A 14,530-nucleotide genomic window follows, 5' to 3' on the forward strand; every position below is an offset into this window, starting at 1 on the left:
CATGAAACCCCGCATGAATTTCTATCAGGCCGCACCCGACACGATGAAAGCGCTGATGGCACTGGAAGAGCAGATCCAGTCGACCGGCCTGGAGAAATCGCTGATCGAGCTCGTCAAGATCCGCGCGTCGCAGATCAACGGCTGCGCCTTCTGCATCAATATGCACACCGAGGACGCCCGCAAGCGCGGCGAGACCGAGCAGCGCATCTATCTGCTCAACGCCTGGCGCGAGTCTCCGCTCTACACCGACCGCGAGCGCGCGGCGCTGGCCTGGACCGAATCAGTGACGCTGATCTCCGAGACGCATGCACCTGATGACGTCTACGAGCAGGTCCGCGCGCAATTCTCCGATGCGGAGACGGTGAACCTGACCATGCTGATCGGCGCCATCAATGCCTGGAACAGAATCGCGATCGCGTTCCGTGCGGTTCATCCGGTGAAGGTGAAGGCATCGGTGGCGTGAGGTGCTGACGCATGAGGCCAAACTGCCTCAATACATTCGACTGTCATGCCCCGGCTCGACCGGGGCATCCAGTACGCCGCGGCTTCTCAAGTCCAGCACTCCCGTCACGGAGTACTGGATCGCCCGGTCAAGCCGGGCGATGACACCGAGCGTGTGGCTTAAACCGCCGTCGCCTTGGCGAACTCCACGTAGATCTCGCGCAGCCGCATCGCCATCGGGCCGGGCTTGCCATCGCCGACCTTCTTGCCGTCGATCGCAACCACCGGCTGGACGAACAGCGATGCCGAGGTGGCAAAGGCTTCCTTGGCGGCGAGCGCCTCGGCGACCGTGAAGGAACGCTCCTCGATGCGGAGCTGACGCTCTTCCGCCAGCGCCACCACCGCCTTGCGGGTGCAGCCCGGCAGGATCGCGTTGGAATTCTTGCGGGTCACGATGACGTCGTCCTTGGTGAGAATGAACGCCGAGGACGAGCCGCCTTCGGTGACGTAGCCGTCTTCCAGCATCCAGGCTTCGCCCGCGCCGGCCTCGGCCGCGGCCTGCTTCGCCAGCACTTGCGCGAGCAGTGCCACGCTCTTGATGTCGCGCCGCTCCCAGCGGATGTCGGGCACGGTGATCACGTTGATACCGGTCTTGGCCGAGGCTGCGTTGATGATGTCCTTCTCCGACGTGAACATCACCAGGCTCGACTTGACGTCGCCCTTGGGAAAGGCGAAGTCGCGGCCCTTGTCGGCGCCGCGGGTGACCTGGAGATAGACGAGGCCGTTCTCGACCTTGTTGCGCGCGATCAGCTCCTTCTGGAGTTCGGTGATGCGCTCGACCGTCTCGGGCAGCTTCAGCCGGATCTCGCCGACCGAGCGCTCCAACCGCGTCAAATGCGAGGCATTGTCGATCAGCTTGCCGTCGAGCACGGCCGAGACCTCATAGATACCGTCGGCAAACAGGAAGCCGCGATCGAGGACCGAAATTTTGGCGTCCGAGAGCGGGACGAATGAGCCGTTGACATAGGCGATCGGATCCAAGGCAGGTCTCCTGGGGGAAAAGATTTTGTGCGCTTATACGCCAGTTGCCGCGGCCGATCACCCCTCTATTCGTCATTCCGGGGCGGCGCGAAGCGACGAGCTTTGATGCGCAATTGCGCATCTGAGAATCCATAACCACCAGTCGGGGATATGGATTCCCGGACCGCGCCAAGAGGCGCGTCCCGGAGTGACGACAGGATTAATGCGACAGAATTTTCGATAAGAACTTCTGCGCGCGGTCGCTGCGGGGCTTGCCGAAGAAATCGTCCTTGGGGGCGTCCTCGACGATCTCGCCGCGGTCCATGAAGATCACGCGGTTTGCGACCTTGCGGGCAAAGCCCATCTCGTGGGTGACTACCATCATGGTCATGCCCTCATGGGCGAGGTCCACCATGACGTCGAGCACCTCGCTCACCATTTCGGGGTCGAGCGCCGAGGTCGGCTCGTCGAACAGCATGACAATGGGATCCATTGCGAGCGCGCGAGCGATCGCCACCCGCTGTTGCTGGCCACCGGACAGGTTCGCGGGATACTTTTGCGCCTGTTCCTTCAGGCCGACGCGCTCCAGCAGTTGCATGCCTTTTGCCAGCGCCTTGTCGCGCGACCGGTCGAGCACCTTCTGCTGTGCGAGACAGAGATTATCGATGATCTTCAGATGCGGAAACAGCTCGAAGTGCTGAAACACCATGCCGACACGCGAGCGCAGCTTGGGCAGATTGGTCTTGGGATCGTTGACCTTGGTGCCATCGACGCTGATGTCGCCTTTCTGGAACGGTTCCAGCGCGTTGACGCATTTGATCAGGGTCGACTTGCCTGATCCCGACGGGCCGCAGACCACGACCACCTCGCCCTTGGAGACGCTCGTGGTGCAGTCGGTCAGCACCTGGAAGCTCGGGCTGTACCATTTGTCGACGTGGCTGATCTCGATCATGACAGACTCTATCGAATGATGGCGATGCGCGCCTGCAGGCGGCGAACGCCGAAGGACGCAACACAGGAAATGGTGAAGTAGACGATTGCTGCGAACAGATACATTTCGACCAGACGGCCGTCGCGCTGCGCGACCTTGCTTGCCGCACCGAGGAAATCGGTGATCGACAGCACGTAGACCAGGGAGGTGTCCTGGAACAGCACGATGGTCTGCGTGATCAGGACCGGCAGCATGTTGCGGAAGGCCTGCGGCAGCACAACGTAGCGCATGGTCTGGGCGTAGGTCAGGCCAAGCGCATTGGCTGCGGCCGGCTGGCCGCGCGAGATCGACTGGATGCCGGCACGCATGATCTCGGAGAAGTATGCGGCCTCGAACATGATGAAGGTGATGAGCGAGGATGCGAACGCGCCGACGCTGATCGGGCGCGACGCGCCGGTCACCCACTGCCCGATATAGGGCACCAGGAAGTAGAACCAGAAGATCACCAGCACCAGCGGCAGCGATCGCATGAAGTCGACATAGATCCCGGCGATGCGGCCCAGGATCTTGAAGCCCGACAGCCGCATCAGCGCGATGGCCGTGCCGAAGATCAGGCCGCCGAGCGCCGCAAGCCCCGTGAGCATCAGCGTGAACGTCATGCCCTCGTAAAACAGATAGGGCAGTGCGCGACGGATAACCTCGAAATCGAAATTGCTGAACATGGTGCTATTTCCCCGTGATGTAGCCGGGGATCGCGACGTAGCGCTCGAGAAAGCGCATTGCGGTCACGACGACGGCGTTGACGAGGAGATAGAGAAGGGTCGCGGCCGTGAAGGCCTCGAACACCTGGAACGAGAATTCCTGCATCGAGCGCGCCTGTCCGGTCAACTCAAGCAAGCCGATGGTGATGGCCACAGCCGTGTTCTTGATGGTGTTGAGGAACTCGGACGTCAGCGGCGGCAGGATGATGCGGAACGCCATCGGCAGCAAAATGTAGCGATAAGCCTGCAAAGTCGTCAGGCCGAGCGCGGTCGCCGCCATCTTCTGCCCGCGCGGGAGCGATCCGATGCCGGCCTGCAACTGCACGGCGACGCGCGCCGACATGAAGAACCCGATGCCGATCGCGGCCGTCCAGAACGGCGCATTCGGCAGCTGCTTCAGCCAGAGGCCGGCAGCTCTCGGCAGCAGTTCCGGCAGCACGAAGAACCACAGGAAGAGCTGCACCAGCAGCGGCATGTTGCGGAAGAATTCGACATAGGCAAAGCCGAACCAGTACGCCCCCTTCGACGGCAGCGTGCGCATCACGCCGACGATCGATCCGGTGATCAGTGCAATGATCCAGGCGAGCGCACCCGTCTTGAGGGTCAGCACCAAGCCCGACAACAGCATGTCGAGATAGGTGCCGGTCCCCATCGGGTTCGGCTGGAAAAAGATTCCCCAGTTCCAGTTATAGTTCACGTGTCCCCCGCGCGAACGCGCCAGCCATCGATGTCCCAGCGCCTATGCAAATGTCCGGCCACCTTGGAGTCAAGATGGCCGGACACGATCCGGATCGAAAGATCGCGGTTGTAGCTTACTTATAATCGTCCGGGTTCGGCGAGTCCGTCGGCTTGGCAAATTCGTTCTTCAGCTCGGCCGAGATCGGCGTGTTGAGATTCAGGCCCTTCGGCGGGATCTTCTGCGTGAACCACTTGTCGTAGATCTTCTGGCCCTCGCCGGAGGTGTAGAGCGCAGCTGTCGCCGCGTCGACAACCTTCTTGAAGGCCGCGTCGTCCTTGCGCAGCATGATGCCGTAGGGCTCAGGCTTGGAGAACGCGTCCTTGGAGATGACGTAGTCAGCGGGCGACTTCGAGCCGGCAACGAGGCTCGCGAGCAGGATGTCATCCATCACGAAAGCCACAGCGCGGTCGGTCTCGACCATCAGGAAGGCTTCGGCGTGGTCCTTGGCCGGGATGATGTTTGCGCCGAGGCTTTTTGCAACATTGGCCTCGGTGAGCTGCTTGATGTTGGTGGTGCCGGCGGTCGAGACCACCGTCTTGCCCTTGAGATCGTCGATCGCCTTCAGGCCGCTCGACTTCTTGAACACGTAGCGGCTGGCGGTCAAATAATGGGTGTTGGTGAAGGCGACCTGCTTCTGGCGCTCGGCATTGTTGGTGGTCGAGCCGCATTCGAGGTCGATGGTGCCGTTCGCCATCAGCGGAATACGCGTCGCCGAGGTCACCGGGTTGAGCTTGACCTCGAGCTTGTCGAGCTTGAGCTCCTTCTTCACGGCGTCGACGATCTTGTAGCAGATGTCCATCGCGAAGCCGATGGGCTTCTGGTTGTCGTCGAGATAAGAGAACGGGATCGAGGAGTCGCGGAAGCCGAGCGTAATGGCGCCGGTGTCCTTGATGTTCTTCAGCGTACCGGTCAGCTCCTCGGCCCCGGCCTGGCTGACGGCGAAGGTCGCGGCGAGCGCGAGGCCGATGCTACGGAAATGTTTCACTTTTTGGTCCCCTTTCAGGATGATGCCGGCGGGATGCAAGCACAAATTGGATTGGAATAGAATGTGACTTTTGGCTGGATCACGGCTCCGGTTAACGGCTCAGGCCGGCGGGCGCGTTAGCGGGCTTGTTAGCGCGCTTGGCAATTCCCCGAGATCCCAGAACAGGCCGGCCATCACCGTCAAGGCCTCTTCGGTCAATGGCAGCAGGATGTGCTCATTGGGCGCATGCTGGGAGCAGCCGGGATAGGAGTGCGGCACCCAGATCGTCGGCAGGCCCAATATCTCGGAAAACACGTCATTGGGCAGCGAGCCGCCGAAATTCGGCAGCACGGCCGGCGGCTTGCCTGTGGTCTCCTTCACCGAATTCGCCGCCCATGTGATCCAGGGGCTATCGAAATCGGTGCGCGATGCCGCGAAGCTCTGTGCGGCCCGCACTTCGACCATCGGAAAACCCCTTTCGACCAGGTGCGCACGGACGGCTTCGATCAGGCCGTCGACCTTGGTGCCGACCACGAAACGCAGTTGCAGCACGGCATTGGCGTGGCCGGGAATGGCGTTGGCCGGCTTCTCGATATTGCCCGACGACATCGCCAGCACTTCGAGCGTGTTCCAGGCATAGAGCCGCTCGGCCGCCGAAAGACCCTCCTCGCCCCAATTCTCGGCCAACGCCGGCTCGTCCTCGGTCGGCACCACCTGCACGTCCGCAAGATAGCTGCGGATCTGGTTGGTGAGGCGCGGCGGCTTCAGCGCGTCCAGCTGAAGGCGGCCGTGGCCGTCGACCAGTGTCGAGATCGCGTTGACCAGAATGGTCGCGGGGTTGGCGAGCACGCCGCCCCAATTGCCGGAGTGATGGCCGCCGTCGCGAAGGTTCACATCGAGATGAATGCGGATGCCGCCACGGCAGCCGAGGAACAGGGTCGGACGGTCGGCGGACAGGCGCGGCCCGTCGGAGGCCATGAACAGATCGGACTTGAGCGCATCGCGATTGAGATCGCAGATCTTGCCAAGATCCGGCGAGCCGATCTCCTCGCCCATCTCAAGGATGAACTTGGCGTTGAAGCCGAGCCTGCCGCCGCGGGCCTCGCGCACCGCGCGAAGCGCGGCCATGTTGATGCTGTGCTGGCCCTTGTTGTCGGCGGTGCCGCGGCCGTAGACACGCGTGCCCGAAACCGTGGTGCGCCAGGGATCGCGGCCGTCGCGCCACTCGCTTTCCATGCCGTCGACGACATCGCCATGGCCGTAGATCAGCACGGTCGGCGCCGTCTCGCTCTCGTGGTGCTCGGCGAACAGGAACGGCGCCTTGCCGCTGGGAGATTCGATCATCCGGCTTTCGAAATCGAGCGCGGCAAAAGCGGGCACCATCTCCTGTTCCAGATAGGCGCGCAGCTCGACACTCCGGTTCGGATTCTGGCTCTCGGTCCGGTAGGCGACGCGGCGGTCGAGTTCGGCGAGGAACGCGCCGGACTTGAAATCGTCGCGGGCGCGGGCGATGGCATCGGCTCTGGTCATTATTTTCTTTTTAGGTTGCGAGGCGAAGGAGCATACCCGATACGGGGAGGCCTCCGAAAGTGGCGGGGACTTCGATAGTCTTGGGATTTCGTCCTTGCTCTCTTGAGATTGGCTTGCCAAGCGCGGCAGCGCCGCTGATTTTGGCCTTGCCAACGTCGCGCTATATGCAAGAACTTCGCCAAGTTCGGGCGCAGCTCTATCATTCGAAGAGTGCCCGGTACAGGGCGCCGGGGGACCATGATGGCCAAGCAGATCAGGCTCAATGCATTTGCGATGAATTGCGTCGCACACCAATCACCGGGATTGTGGACCCATCCGCGCGACCGCACTGCCAAATATAATCGCCTGCCCTACTGGATCGATCTTGCCAAAACGCTGGAGCGCGGCCGTTTCGATGGCCTGTTCCTGGCCGACGTGCTCGGCGTCTATGACGTCTACGGCAACAGTCCTGACGCAGCCTTGCGCAATGCAGCCCAGTCGCCCTCGAACGATCCGCTGCTGCTGCTGTCGGCAATGGCCGCGGTCACGCAGAATCTCGGCTTCGGCGTCACCAGCAATCTCTCCTTCGAGCCGCCCTATCCGTTCGCGCGGCGGATGTCGACGCTCGATCATCTCACCGAGGGACGGATCGGCTGGAACGTTGTCACCGGCTATCTCGACAGCGCCGCGCGCGGCGCCGGCAAGGACAAGCAGATCGGGCACGACGACCGCTACGAGATCGCGGACGAATATATGGAGGTCGTCTACAAGCTCTGGGAAGGGAGCTGGGAGGACGACGCCGTGCTGCGCGACCGCAAGCGCGGCATCTTCACCGACCCCGCAAAGGTCCATCGCGTCAACCACGAGGGCGCGAACTACCGCATCAACAACACCATCCACCTGAGCGAGCCGTCGCCGCAGCGGACACCCGTGCTGTACCAGGCCGGCACCTCGCCGCGCGGACGGCAGTTCGCGGCACGGCACGCCGAATGCGTGTTCATGTCGGGGCCGTCGGCCAAGGTGATCGCGCCGCGCGTGTCGGCGATCCGTCAGGAGGCCGCCGCGTTCGGCCGCAATCCGGCGGAAATCCTGATGTTCTCGATGATGACGATCATCCTCGGGCGGACCGAGGCCGAGGCGAACGAAAAATACACCGACTATCGCCGCCACATCAGCCCGGAAGGCGCGCTCGCGCTGATGTCGGGATGGACCGGAATCGACTTCTCCGGCTACGAGCTCGATCAGCAGGTGCGCCATGTCCAGAACGACGCCGGTCGCAGCGCACTCGATAACGTCACCCGCGCCGATCCCGATCGCGTCTGGACCGTGCGCGATGTCATCGAGCATGTCGGCGTCGGCGGCGCCGGTCCCGTCGTGGTCGGCACGCCGGAGATGGTCGCGGACAAGATCGAGGCGTGGTTCGAGGCAACCGATGTCGACGGCCTCAACGTCGCCTTCGCGATCTCGCCCGGCGATTTCGAGGACATCGCCGACATGCTGGTGCCGGAGCTGACGCGGCGCGGGCGGTACAAGGCGGAATATGCCAAGGGCACGCTGCGGGAAAAGCTGTTCGGTGACGGACGTGCAAGGCTGGGCGCGCCGCATCCGGCAGCGGGGTTCAGGGTGGGGAGAAAGGGGTAGCGCCACCGCAGTCGTCCTGGCGAAAGCCAGGACCCATAACCCCGGGAAGCAATTTGGCGAAGACGGGTCGTTCGGGACCGGCACCACCCGCAGTCGATAGATCACGCGGTATGGGTCCTGGCCTTCGCCAGGACGACAGTAGGGCTACACCTTCCCGTCCACCATCACCTCGATCAGCTTCGTCCCGGGCCGGCCAAACGCCGACGCCAGCGTCGCCTTCAACTCGCGGGGGTCGCTGACCTTGATCGCCTCGCATCCCAACGCCTTCGCCACGCCCGCGAAATCCACCGGCGGATCGACAAAATCCATACCGACGTAATTGTCGTCGCCATGGAAGGCGAGCAGACGCTGCTTGATGATGCGGTAGCCGCCATTGTTGGCAATGACCACATTGAGCGGCAGCTTGTGATGCGCTGCCGTCCACAGCGACTGGATCGAATACATCGCGCTGCCGTCGCCGGAGAAGCAGACCACGGGGCGATCGGGATTAGCGATGCTGGCGCCGACGGAAGCCGGCAGGCCCCAGCCGATGCCGCCGGAAGCAAGGCCGTGATAGCCGAAGCGGTCGCGGTGCGCGCGGAGCGCCGTGATCTGGCGGCTCGAGGTGAGGCCTTCGTCCACGAGGATGGCATTGGCGGGCATGGCCTCGACCATTTGCAGCACCAGCCAGTCCGGATCGATGGGGCTGCGGTCGGCGGCCTTGCCGATCTGCTCGACCAGCGTGGTGCGCCGCGCAGTCCAGTTCTTCGGCGCGAGCTCGGCGAGACGTTGCTTCGCGCGGTTCGCCAGGGCAGCGCCGCCGATCTCCTTCAGCACCGGGATCAGCGCACGCAGCGTTTCCTTCAAATCCGCCTTCAGCGCGATCTCGGCACCGTAGTTCTTGGCGATCTCCCAATCGCCGAGACCGATCTGCACGATGCCAAGGCCCTCCGGCAGCGCATCGACCTCGCTGTAGACCGACATCCGCAAGGGATCGCCGCCGAGCGCGATCAAGAGGTCGTACGGCGCAAGCGTCTCGCGCGCGACTTTCTGGACACGTGCCAGCGTGCCGACGAAGCTCGGGCTCTCCGAGAGGAAGTGCGAGCCATAGGGCGTCGAGGATTGGTAGGCAGATGCACCCAATAGCTCGGCAAGCTCAGCGGCCTCCTTGAGCGCATCGCTTTTGACCACCTCGTCCATGGTGACGATCACGGGACGCTCAGCCCTCAGCAGACGTGCGGCGAACGCCTGGAGTGCCTCATCCGACGGCCTTGTGCGGGCGTCGATGCGAGTGGAGCGGCCGAGATCGATCCCGGCCTCGCTGTTGAGGATGTCGCCGGGCAACGAAATGAACACCGGCCCGGTCGGGGGCGTGGTCGCGACTTTTGCGGCGCGGCGCACGATGCGCGGCAGATCCTCGAGCCGCGTCACCTCGACCGCCCATTTCACCAGCGGCTCGGCCATGCGCACCAGCGGTCCGTACAGCACCGGCTCCATCAGGCCGTGGCCTTGCTCCTGCTGGCCCGCGGTCAGGATCATCGGCGTGCCTGTGAACTGGGCGTTGTAGAGCGAGCCCATCGCGTTGCCGAGGCCGGGCGCGACATGGACGTTGCAGGCGACGAGCTTTCCGGAGGCGCGGCTGTAGCCATCCGCGATCGCCACCACCAGGCTCTCCTGCATCGCCATCACATAGGTGAGATCAGGATGGTCCTTCAGCGCGTGCATGATCGGCAGCTCGGTGGTGCCGGGGTTGCCGAACAGATGCGTGATGCCCTCGTCCTTGAGCAGCGCGAGAAAGGCGGAGCGGCCGGTGATCTTGTTCTTCATGTTTCCTCCAGAGGCGGACGTTGCCGCAAGGACGGGCGCATGATGACCGAAATCGCGGGAGGCGCGCAAGGAAGCGCGGTCATGGCTGCGTTGCGTGGGCGAAGCGCTACATCTCCTCCCGCCCCTGCTCGAGCGGATCCTCGCCGCCCGCACGCTTCTTCTTTTTCGAGCGTTGCCAGACCACACCGGGAAAGCCTTTCAGCGGTACCAGCGGCTCGCCGGTATAGGTCCATTCCTGCAGCTCCTCGATCGCGATGTGATAGAGCGGCTGGCGGCCGGTGCGTTCCCTGAACAGCGCGCGGGGGATGTTGACCATATGCGGCCCACGCGGGCGCTCAAATACGATCGGCGTGCCGCAATGCGCACAGAAGCTGCGCGCGGTCTTCGTTGCCTTGTCCTCGTAGCGGGTCAGCGCCGTCTTGCCTGCGGTGATGCGAAACCGCTTCTTCCAGCTTCCGACATAGGTCGCATAGGCGGCGCCGTGGGCGCGACGGCTGGCGGCGGAATGATCGTGCCAGGCCCAGCGTGCGGGGACGTCAATCTCGAAGGTAACCTTGCCGCAGAGGCATTGGCCGGTTGCAACTCCTGCGGCGGCTGCGGCTTTGGCCATGGTTGCTTCCCCCATCGGTCGCAATGACGGAATTCGTGGCGTCCGTCGGGGCAACACGATAACTCCGTAGCCCGGATGAGCGAAGCGACATCCGGGAAGACCAGAGCTTGGGTGAAGGCCCCGGATATCGCTTCGCTCATCCGGGCTACAGCAATGTCAGACCGGCGTCAGCTCGTCATACGCGGGATAGTCCGTATATCCCTTTTCCTCGCCACCGTAGAACGTCGCACGGTTATACGGCGTGAGAGAGTAATCGTGCTGCAGGCGGCGCGGCAGATCGGGGTTGGAGATGAAGATGCGGCCGAAGGCGATGAGGTCGGCATGTCCCTCCGCGATCGCGGCGTTCGCGGTCTCGCCCGTGAACCCGCCTGCCGTCATCAGCACGCCGCCGTAGAGCGGGCGGAACAGCAGCATTGCCGACGGCACGTTCTGCCAGTTGACTTCTGCGCGCCCCGAGCCGCTGGAGCGCGGCTCGATGAAATGCAAATAGGCAAGACCGAGCTTGTCGAGCGCCTTCACCACGTGCGTGTAGAGCGGCATCGGATCGGGCTCGCCGGAATCATTGGCGATGCCGTGGGGCGACAGCCGCACGCCGACGCGGCCCGCGCCCCAGACGTCGATCGCGGCCTGGGTCACTTCGAGCAGAAGCCGCGCGCGGTTCTCGATCGAACCGCCATATTGATCGTTGCGCTGGTTGCTGCGTGATTGCAGGAATTGCTCGAGCAGATAGCCGTTGGCGCCGTGGATCTCGACGCCGTCGAAGCCGGCGGCCAGCGCGTTCTTCGCACCCTGCCTGAAGGCCTCGACGATGCCCTTGACCTCGTCCGTCTCCAGCGCGCGCGGCGTCTCATAGTCGGAGATCTTGCCGTCGGCGGTCATTGCCTTCATGCCTTCGGCCCTGATCGGGATCGCCGAGGCCGAGACCGGCGGCTCCCCGCCGTGGAAGGAGGAATGCGAGACGCGGCCCACATGCCAGAGCTGGAGAAAGATGATGCCGCCCTTGGCGTGCACGGCGTCGACGACCTTGCGCCACCCCGCGATCTGCGTCTCCGAATAGATGCCGGGCGTCGCCGGATTGCCGCGGCCGTGCGAGAGCACGGGCGAGGCCTCGGCGATGAGCAGGCCGCCTCGGGTGGCGCGCTGACCGTAATATTCGGCGTTGAGCGGCCGCGGCGAAAAGCTCTCGCGCTCGGCCCGCATGCGCGTCAACGGCGCCATCGCGACGCGGTGCGCGAGCTTATACGGCCCGACCTGCAACGGTTGAAACAACGCCTCGAATTTCATGCCGGCCCCAAAATGAACGATGAGAGGACGAGGATCATAGGAGAAAGGCTCGCAGCTCGGAAGCTGCATGGGGGAATGGCTGGCCAGCCAAAAGAGGCGGGGAATAAAAAAAGCCCCGGGCCGAGCCCGGGGCTTGTAGTCTGTTCAGAATTGCAGGTCAGTATTTTGCGACGACCGCGCCTGCGCCGAACTTGTAGTTCAAACCGACGCGCGCGATGTGGCCCGAGAAACTCGCGGTTGAGTCAAAGCCGCGTGCCGGGCCGGGCGTGAACGGGAACAGCGGATTGAAGATGGTGTATTTCTCGCTGCCGAGATCGTAGTAGAGATATTCGAGCTTGACGCTCCAGTTCGACGCAAAGCGGTACTCGCCACCGCCGCCGACCGTCCAGCCCACGCGCCAGCTTTCCACCGCGCCGGCGCTACAGATCACATTGAGGCAGGGCGTGCCGCTCGCACCCGTGGGATCCACGATCGACGTCGACGCCTTGACGTGCCCATAGGCAAGACCGCCGGTCGCGTACAGCAACAAGTCGGGCACGACGGTGGCACCGATCCGGCCTCGCACGGTCCCCAACCAGTCGACCTTCTGATCTTGCGTGGTCATGATCGTCGGGAAGACCGGCAAGGTTCGGGTCACCGTTGAGCTACCCTTGATGTCGGCCGCCGCGATATCGGCTTCGACGCCCCACACCAACGAGCCCGTCTGCACATTGTAGCCGGCCTGCAAGCCGCCCATCACGCCACGCGCGTTTGTTGCGAGCGAGGCAGCGACAAGGCCGCCCGCCAGTGCGACGTCGAGCACGCCGGCGGTGAAGACCGGATCATGCGGCGCGAGATCGTTCGCACCATCGCCCCACCCATATCCGACATTCACGCCGGCGTAGAAGCCCGACCAGTTGTAGGCGACGGGCAGTGGCGAGGCCTTGTACGCCGGCGCACGTGCGGTCATGTCGGCCGCGAGCGCGGGGTACGCCGAGGCGACGCCCAAAGCCACAAACACGATCGGAGCAAAGCGAAGCATCATCGATATTCCAATTCCGAAGATTGACGGTGACCAGAACTAACCGGCCGACATTCGAAATGGGATAGCAAGTCTTGCAAAATCGCGGACGACGCGCGCTTTCAAACCGCTTGTAGCGTCCGGGCAACAACCTCTGGTCGCCGCAAGCGGACTCGCGTCGCCGCAGGCAAGACTCGACCACTGAAGTCCGGACGCGATGGCGCGTCAGGCCGTCTTGATCCAGACAGCCTTCACGTTGAGATATTCCTCGACGTGCTGCTTGCCGGATTCGCGGCCGTAGCCGCTCATCTTGTAGCCACCGAAGGGGACGGCCGGGTCCATCGCTTGGTAGCAGTTCACCCACACCGAGCCGGCACGCAGACTCTTCGCGACCGCATGCGCCTTGCTGACGTCCCGCGTCCACAGGCCCGAGCCGAGACCGAACGTGGTGGCGTTGGCGCGCTTGACCAACTCGTCCGTGTCCTTGAACGCGATCGCGGAGATGACGGGACCAAAAATCTCCTCCTGCGCGATCCGCATATTGTCCTGAACGCCCGCGAACACTGTTGGCGACACGAAGAAGCCTTTTGCAAGCGCGCCTTCGGTGACGCGGCCACCGCCAGCGAGCGCCCGCGCGCCTTCCTTCTGGCCGATGTCGAGATAGCTGGTGACGCGCTCGAGCTGTTGCTCGGACACCAGTGGTCCGATCTGGGTGTTAGGATCGAGGCCGTTGCCGACCTGCAGTTTCTTGCCGAACTCGGCGACGCGGCCGACGAACTCCTCGTAGATCGACTGCTCGACAAACAACCGGGTGCCGGCGCTGCAGATTTGCCCCGAATTGGCAAACACCGCCATCGCGGCTCCCGGCACGGCCGCATCGAGATCGGCATCCGCGAACACGATGTCCGGCGACTTGCCGCCGAGCTCGAGCGAGACACGCTTGAGGTTGCCGGCCGAGGCGCGGATGATCGACTGGCCGGTGATATGCGAGCCGGTGAAGGCAACCTTGTCGACGTCGTGGTGCGCGGCAAGCGCCGCGCCCGCGGTCTCGCCATAGCCGGGCACGACGTTGATGACGCCGGGCGGCACGCCCGCTTCCATCGCGAGCTCGGCGATGCGCAACGAGGTCAGCGGCGCTTCTTCGGCGGGTTTGAGCACGACGGTGCAGCCGGTCGCGATCGCCGGACCGATCTTCCAGATCGTCGCAGTCAGCGGACCGTTCCAGGGAATGATGGCGCCGACGACGCCGATTGGCTCCTTCAGCGTGTAGGAGAAGATCTCGCCGGGCAGCGAGTTCTCGATGGTCTCGCCGTGAATCGCGGTGGTCTGGCCGGCATAATAGCGCAGCATGCCGACGGCGCGCAGGCGATAGGCGCGGGTACGGCTGAGCGGCGCGCCCATGTCGAGCGTGTCGAGCTGCGACAATTCGTCGAAATTCTTCTCGACGAGGTCTGCAAGCTTCAGGAGCAGGTTCTGCCGCTCGAACGGCTTGACCTTGCTCCACGGCCCTTCGAACGCGCGGCGGGCGGCAGCAACTGCACGGTCGATATCTTCCTTGTCGCCCTCGGCCACGGTTGCGAGCAGCTCACCGGTCGCAGGGTTATGGGTCTCGAAGCGCTTGCCTGAGGCAGCGTCGACCCACCTCCCGTCGATCAGCATCTGCTTGTAGGACCCATTGGCGAACGGATGGCGCGTGATCGGAATAGCCTGCGACACAGCCATGGCTGAACTCCCTGTCAAATGATTGATTGGTTCGATCTGGGCGGGATCGTTGGGTCGATAGAATACTGCGATGCCGGACAGGCGTAAAGGAAAGGCATAAAG

At 63.6% G+C, this 14,530-nt stretch carries 13 protein-coding genes; 2 read left to right on the forward strand and 11 right to left on the reverse strand.

All coding sequences use genetic code 11. The annotated features are described in order from the left end of the window. The first annotated feature begins 1 nt into the window (after position 1). Positions 2-463 (forward strand): carboxymuconolactone decarboxylase family protein, encoded by a 462-nt coding sequence (locus BRA471DRAFT_RS32425; protein ID WP_007615070.1) that lies wholly within the window; start codon positions 2-4, stop codon positions 461-463. A 158-nt stretch (positions 464-621) separates the two neighbouring features. On the opposite strand, the gene BRA471DRAFT_RS32430 is transcribed toward BRA471DRAFT_RS32425, so the two are convergent. The 6 genes from BRA471DRAFT_RS32430 to BRA471DRAFT_RS32455 form a co-directional block, all read right to left on the reverse strand. Beyond that, positions 622-1,482, reverse strand: a complete 861-nt coding sequence (locus BRA471DRAFT_RS32430; protein ID WP_007615072.1) for a D-amino-acid transaminase — start codon at positions 1,480-1,482, stop codon at positions 622-624. 199 nt (positions 1,483-1,681) lie between these two features. Continuing rightward, on the reverse strand, positions 1,682-2,413 hold the full coding sequence (locus BRA471DRAFT_RS32435; RefSeq protein ID WP_007615073.1) for an amino acid ABC transporter ATP-binding protein: 732 nt from the start codon (positions 2,411-2,413) through the stop codon (positions 1,682-1,684). Between the two features lie 8 nt (positions 2,414-2,421). Continuing rightward, positions 2,422-3,114, reverse strand: coding sequence for an amino acid ABC transporter permease (locus BRA471DRAFT_RS32440; protein WP_007615076.1), 693 nt, complete (start codon positions 3,112-3,114; stop codon positions 2,422-2,424). 4 nt (positions 3,115-3,118) lie between these two features. Beyond that, positions 3,119-3,850, reverse strand: a complete 732-nt coding sequence (locus BRA471DRAFT_RS32445; RefSeq protein ID WP_007615077.1) for an amino acid ABC transporter permease — start codon at positions 3,848-3,850, stop codon at positions 3,119-3,121. A 115-nt stretch (positions 3,851-3,965) separates the two neighbouring features. Then, positions 3,966-4,877, reverse strand: a complete 912-nt coding sequence (locus tag BRA471DRAFT_RS32450) for an amino acid ABC transporter substrate-binding protein (RefSeq protein WP_035975248.1) — start codon at positions 4,875-4,877, stop codon at positions 3,966-3,968. A 99-nt stretch (positions 4,878-4,976) separates the two neighbouring features. Next, positions 4,977-6,386: a M20 family metallopeptidase gene (locus BRA471DRAFT_RS32455; RefSeq protein ID WP_007615082.1), complete on the reverse strand. Its 1,410-nt coding sequence runs from the start codon at positions 6,384-6,386 to the stop codon at positions 4,977-4,979. 240 nt (positions 6,387-6,626) lie between these two features. Between BRA471DRAFT_RS32455 and BRA471DRAFT_RS32460 the strand changes: the two genes are divergently transcribed. Then, positions 6,627-8,006: an LLM class flavin-dependent oxidoreductase gene (locus tag BRA471DRAFT_RS32460; RefSeq protein ID WP_007615084.1), complete on the forward strand. Its 1,380-nt coding sequence runs from the start codon at positions 6,627-6,629 to the stop codon at positions 8,004-8,006. A gap of 144 nt (positions 8,007-8,150) precedes the next feature. On the opposite strand, the gene BRA471DRAFT_RS32465 is transcribed toward BRA471DRAFT_RS32460, so the two are convergent. The 5 genes from BRA471DRAFT_RS32465 to BRA471DRAFT_RS32485 form a co-directional block, all read right to left on the reverse strand. Further along, positions 8,151-9,812: a thiamine pyrophosphate-binding protein gene (locus BRA471DRAFT_RS32465; protein ID WP_007615085.1), complete on the reverse strand. Its 1,662-nt coding sequence runs from the start codon at positions 9,810-9,812 to the stop codon at positions 8,151-8,153. A 106-nt stretch (positions 9,813-9,918) separates the two neighbouring features. Next, positions 9,919-10,422: a GFA family protein gene (locus tag BRA471DRAFT_RS32470; RefSeq protein WP_007615087.1), complete on the reverse strand. Its 504-nt coding sequence runs from the start codon at positions 10,420-10,422 to the stop codon at positions 9,919-9,921. A 156-nt stretch (positions 10,423-10,578) separates the two neighbouring features. Beyond that, entirely contained in the window at positions 10,579-11,706 is a 1,128-nt protein-coding gene (locus BRA471DRAFT_RS32475; RefSeq protein WP_007615088.1) for an alkene reductase, read from the reverse strand. Positions 11,707-11,863: 157 nt separating this feature from the next. Further along, entirely contained in the window at positions 11,864-12,730 is an 867-nt protein-coding gene (locus BRA471DRAFT_RS32480; protein WP_007615089.1) for an outer membrane protein, read from the reverse strand. Positions 12,731-12,931: 201 nt separating this feature from the next. Continuing rightward, complete coding sequence (locus BRA471DRAFT_RS32485) at positions 12,932-14,428, reverse strand: aldehyde dehydrogenase family protein (RefSeq protein ID WP_007615090.1); 1,497 nt, start codon at positions 14,426-14,428, stop codon at positions 12,932-12,934. Positions 14,429-14,530: the final 102 nt, after the last annotated feature.

Origin of the sequence: Bradyrhizobium sp. WSM471 (assembly GCF_000244915.1) — a bacterium.
Classification (GTDB): domain Bacteria; phylum Pseudomonadota; class Alphaproteobacteria; order Rhizobiales; family Xanthobacteraceae; genus Bradyrhizobium.

What these genes read in the sequence shown, in the direction of transcription:
- BRA471DRAFT_RS32425 (WP_007615070.1), top strand. Translation starts at nt 2, where the DNA reads ATGAAACCCCGCATGAATTTCTATCAGGCCGCACCCGACACGATGAAA.
- BRA471DRAFT_RS32435 (WP_007615073.1), bottom strand. Translation starts at nt 2,413, where the DNA reads ATGATCGAGATCAGCCACGTCGACAAATGGTACAGCCCGAGCTTCCAG.
- BRA471DRAFT_RS32440 (WP_007615076.1), bottom strand. Translation starts at nt 3,114, where the DNA reads ATGTTCAGCAATTTCGATTTCGAGGTTATCCGTCGCGCACTGCCCTAT.
- BRA471DRAFT_RS32455 (WP_007615082.1), bottom strand. Translation starts at nt 6,386, where the DNA reads ATGACCAGAGCCGATGCCATCGCCCGCGCCCGCGACGATTTCAAGTCC.
- BRA471DRAFT_RS32460 (WP_007615084.1), top strand. Translation starts at nt 6,627, where the DNA reads ATGGCCAAGCAGATCAGGCTCAATGCATTTGCGATGAATTGCGTCGCA.
- BRA471DRAFT_RS32465 (WP_007615085.1), bottom strand. Translation starts at nt 9,812, where the DNA reads ATGAAGAACAAGATCACCGGCCGCTCCGCCTTTCTCGCGCTGCTCAAG.
- BRA471DRAFT_RS32470 (WP_007615087.1), bottom strand. Translation starts at nt 10,422, where the DNA reads ATGGCCAAAGCCGCAGCCGCCGCAGGAGTTGCAACCGGCCAATGCCTC.
- BRA471DRAFT_RS32475 (WP_007615088.1), bottom strand. Translation starts at nt 11,706, where the DNA reads ATGAAATTCGAGGCGTTGTTTCAACCGTTGCAGGTCGGGCCGTATAAG.
- BRA471DRAFT_RS32480 (WP_007615089.1), bottom strand. Translation starts at nt 12,730, where the DNA reads ATGATGCTTCGCTTTGCTCCGATCGTGTTTGTGGCTTTGGGCGTCGCC.
- BRA471DRAFT_RS32485 (WP_007615090.1), bottom strand. Translation starts at nt 14,428, where the DNA reads ATGGCTGTGTCGCAGGCTATTCCGATCACGCGCCATCCGTTCGCCAAT.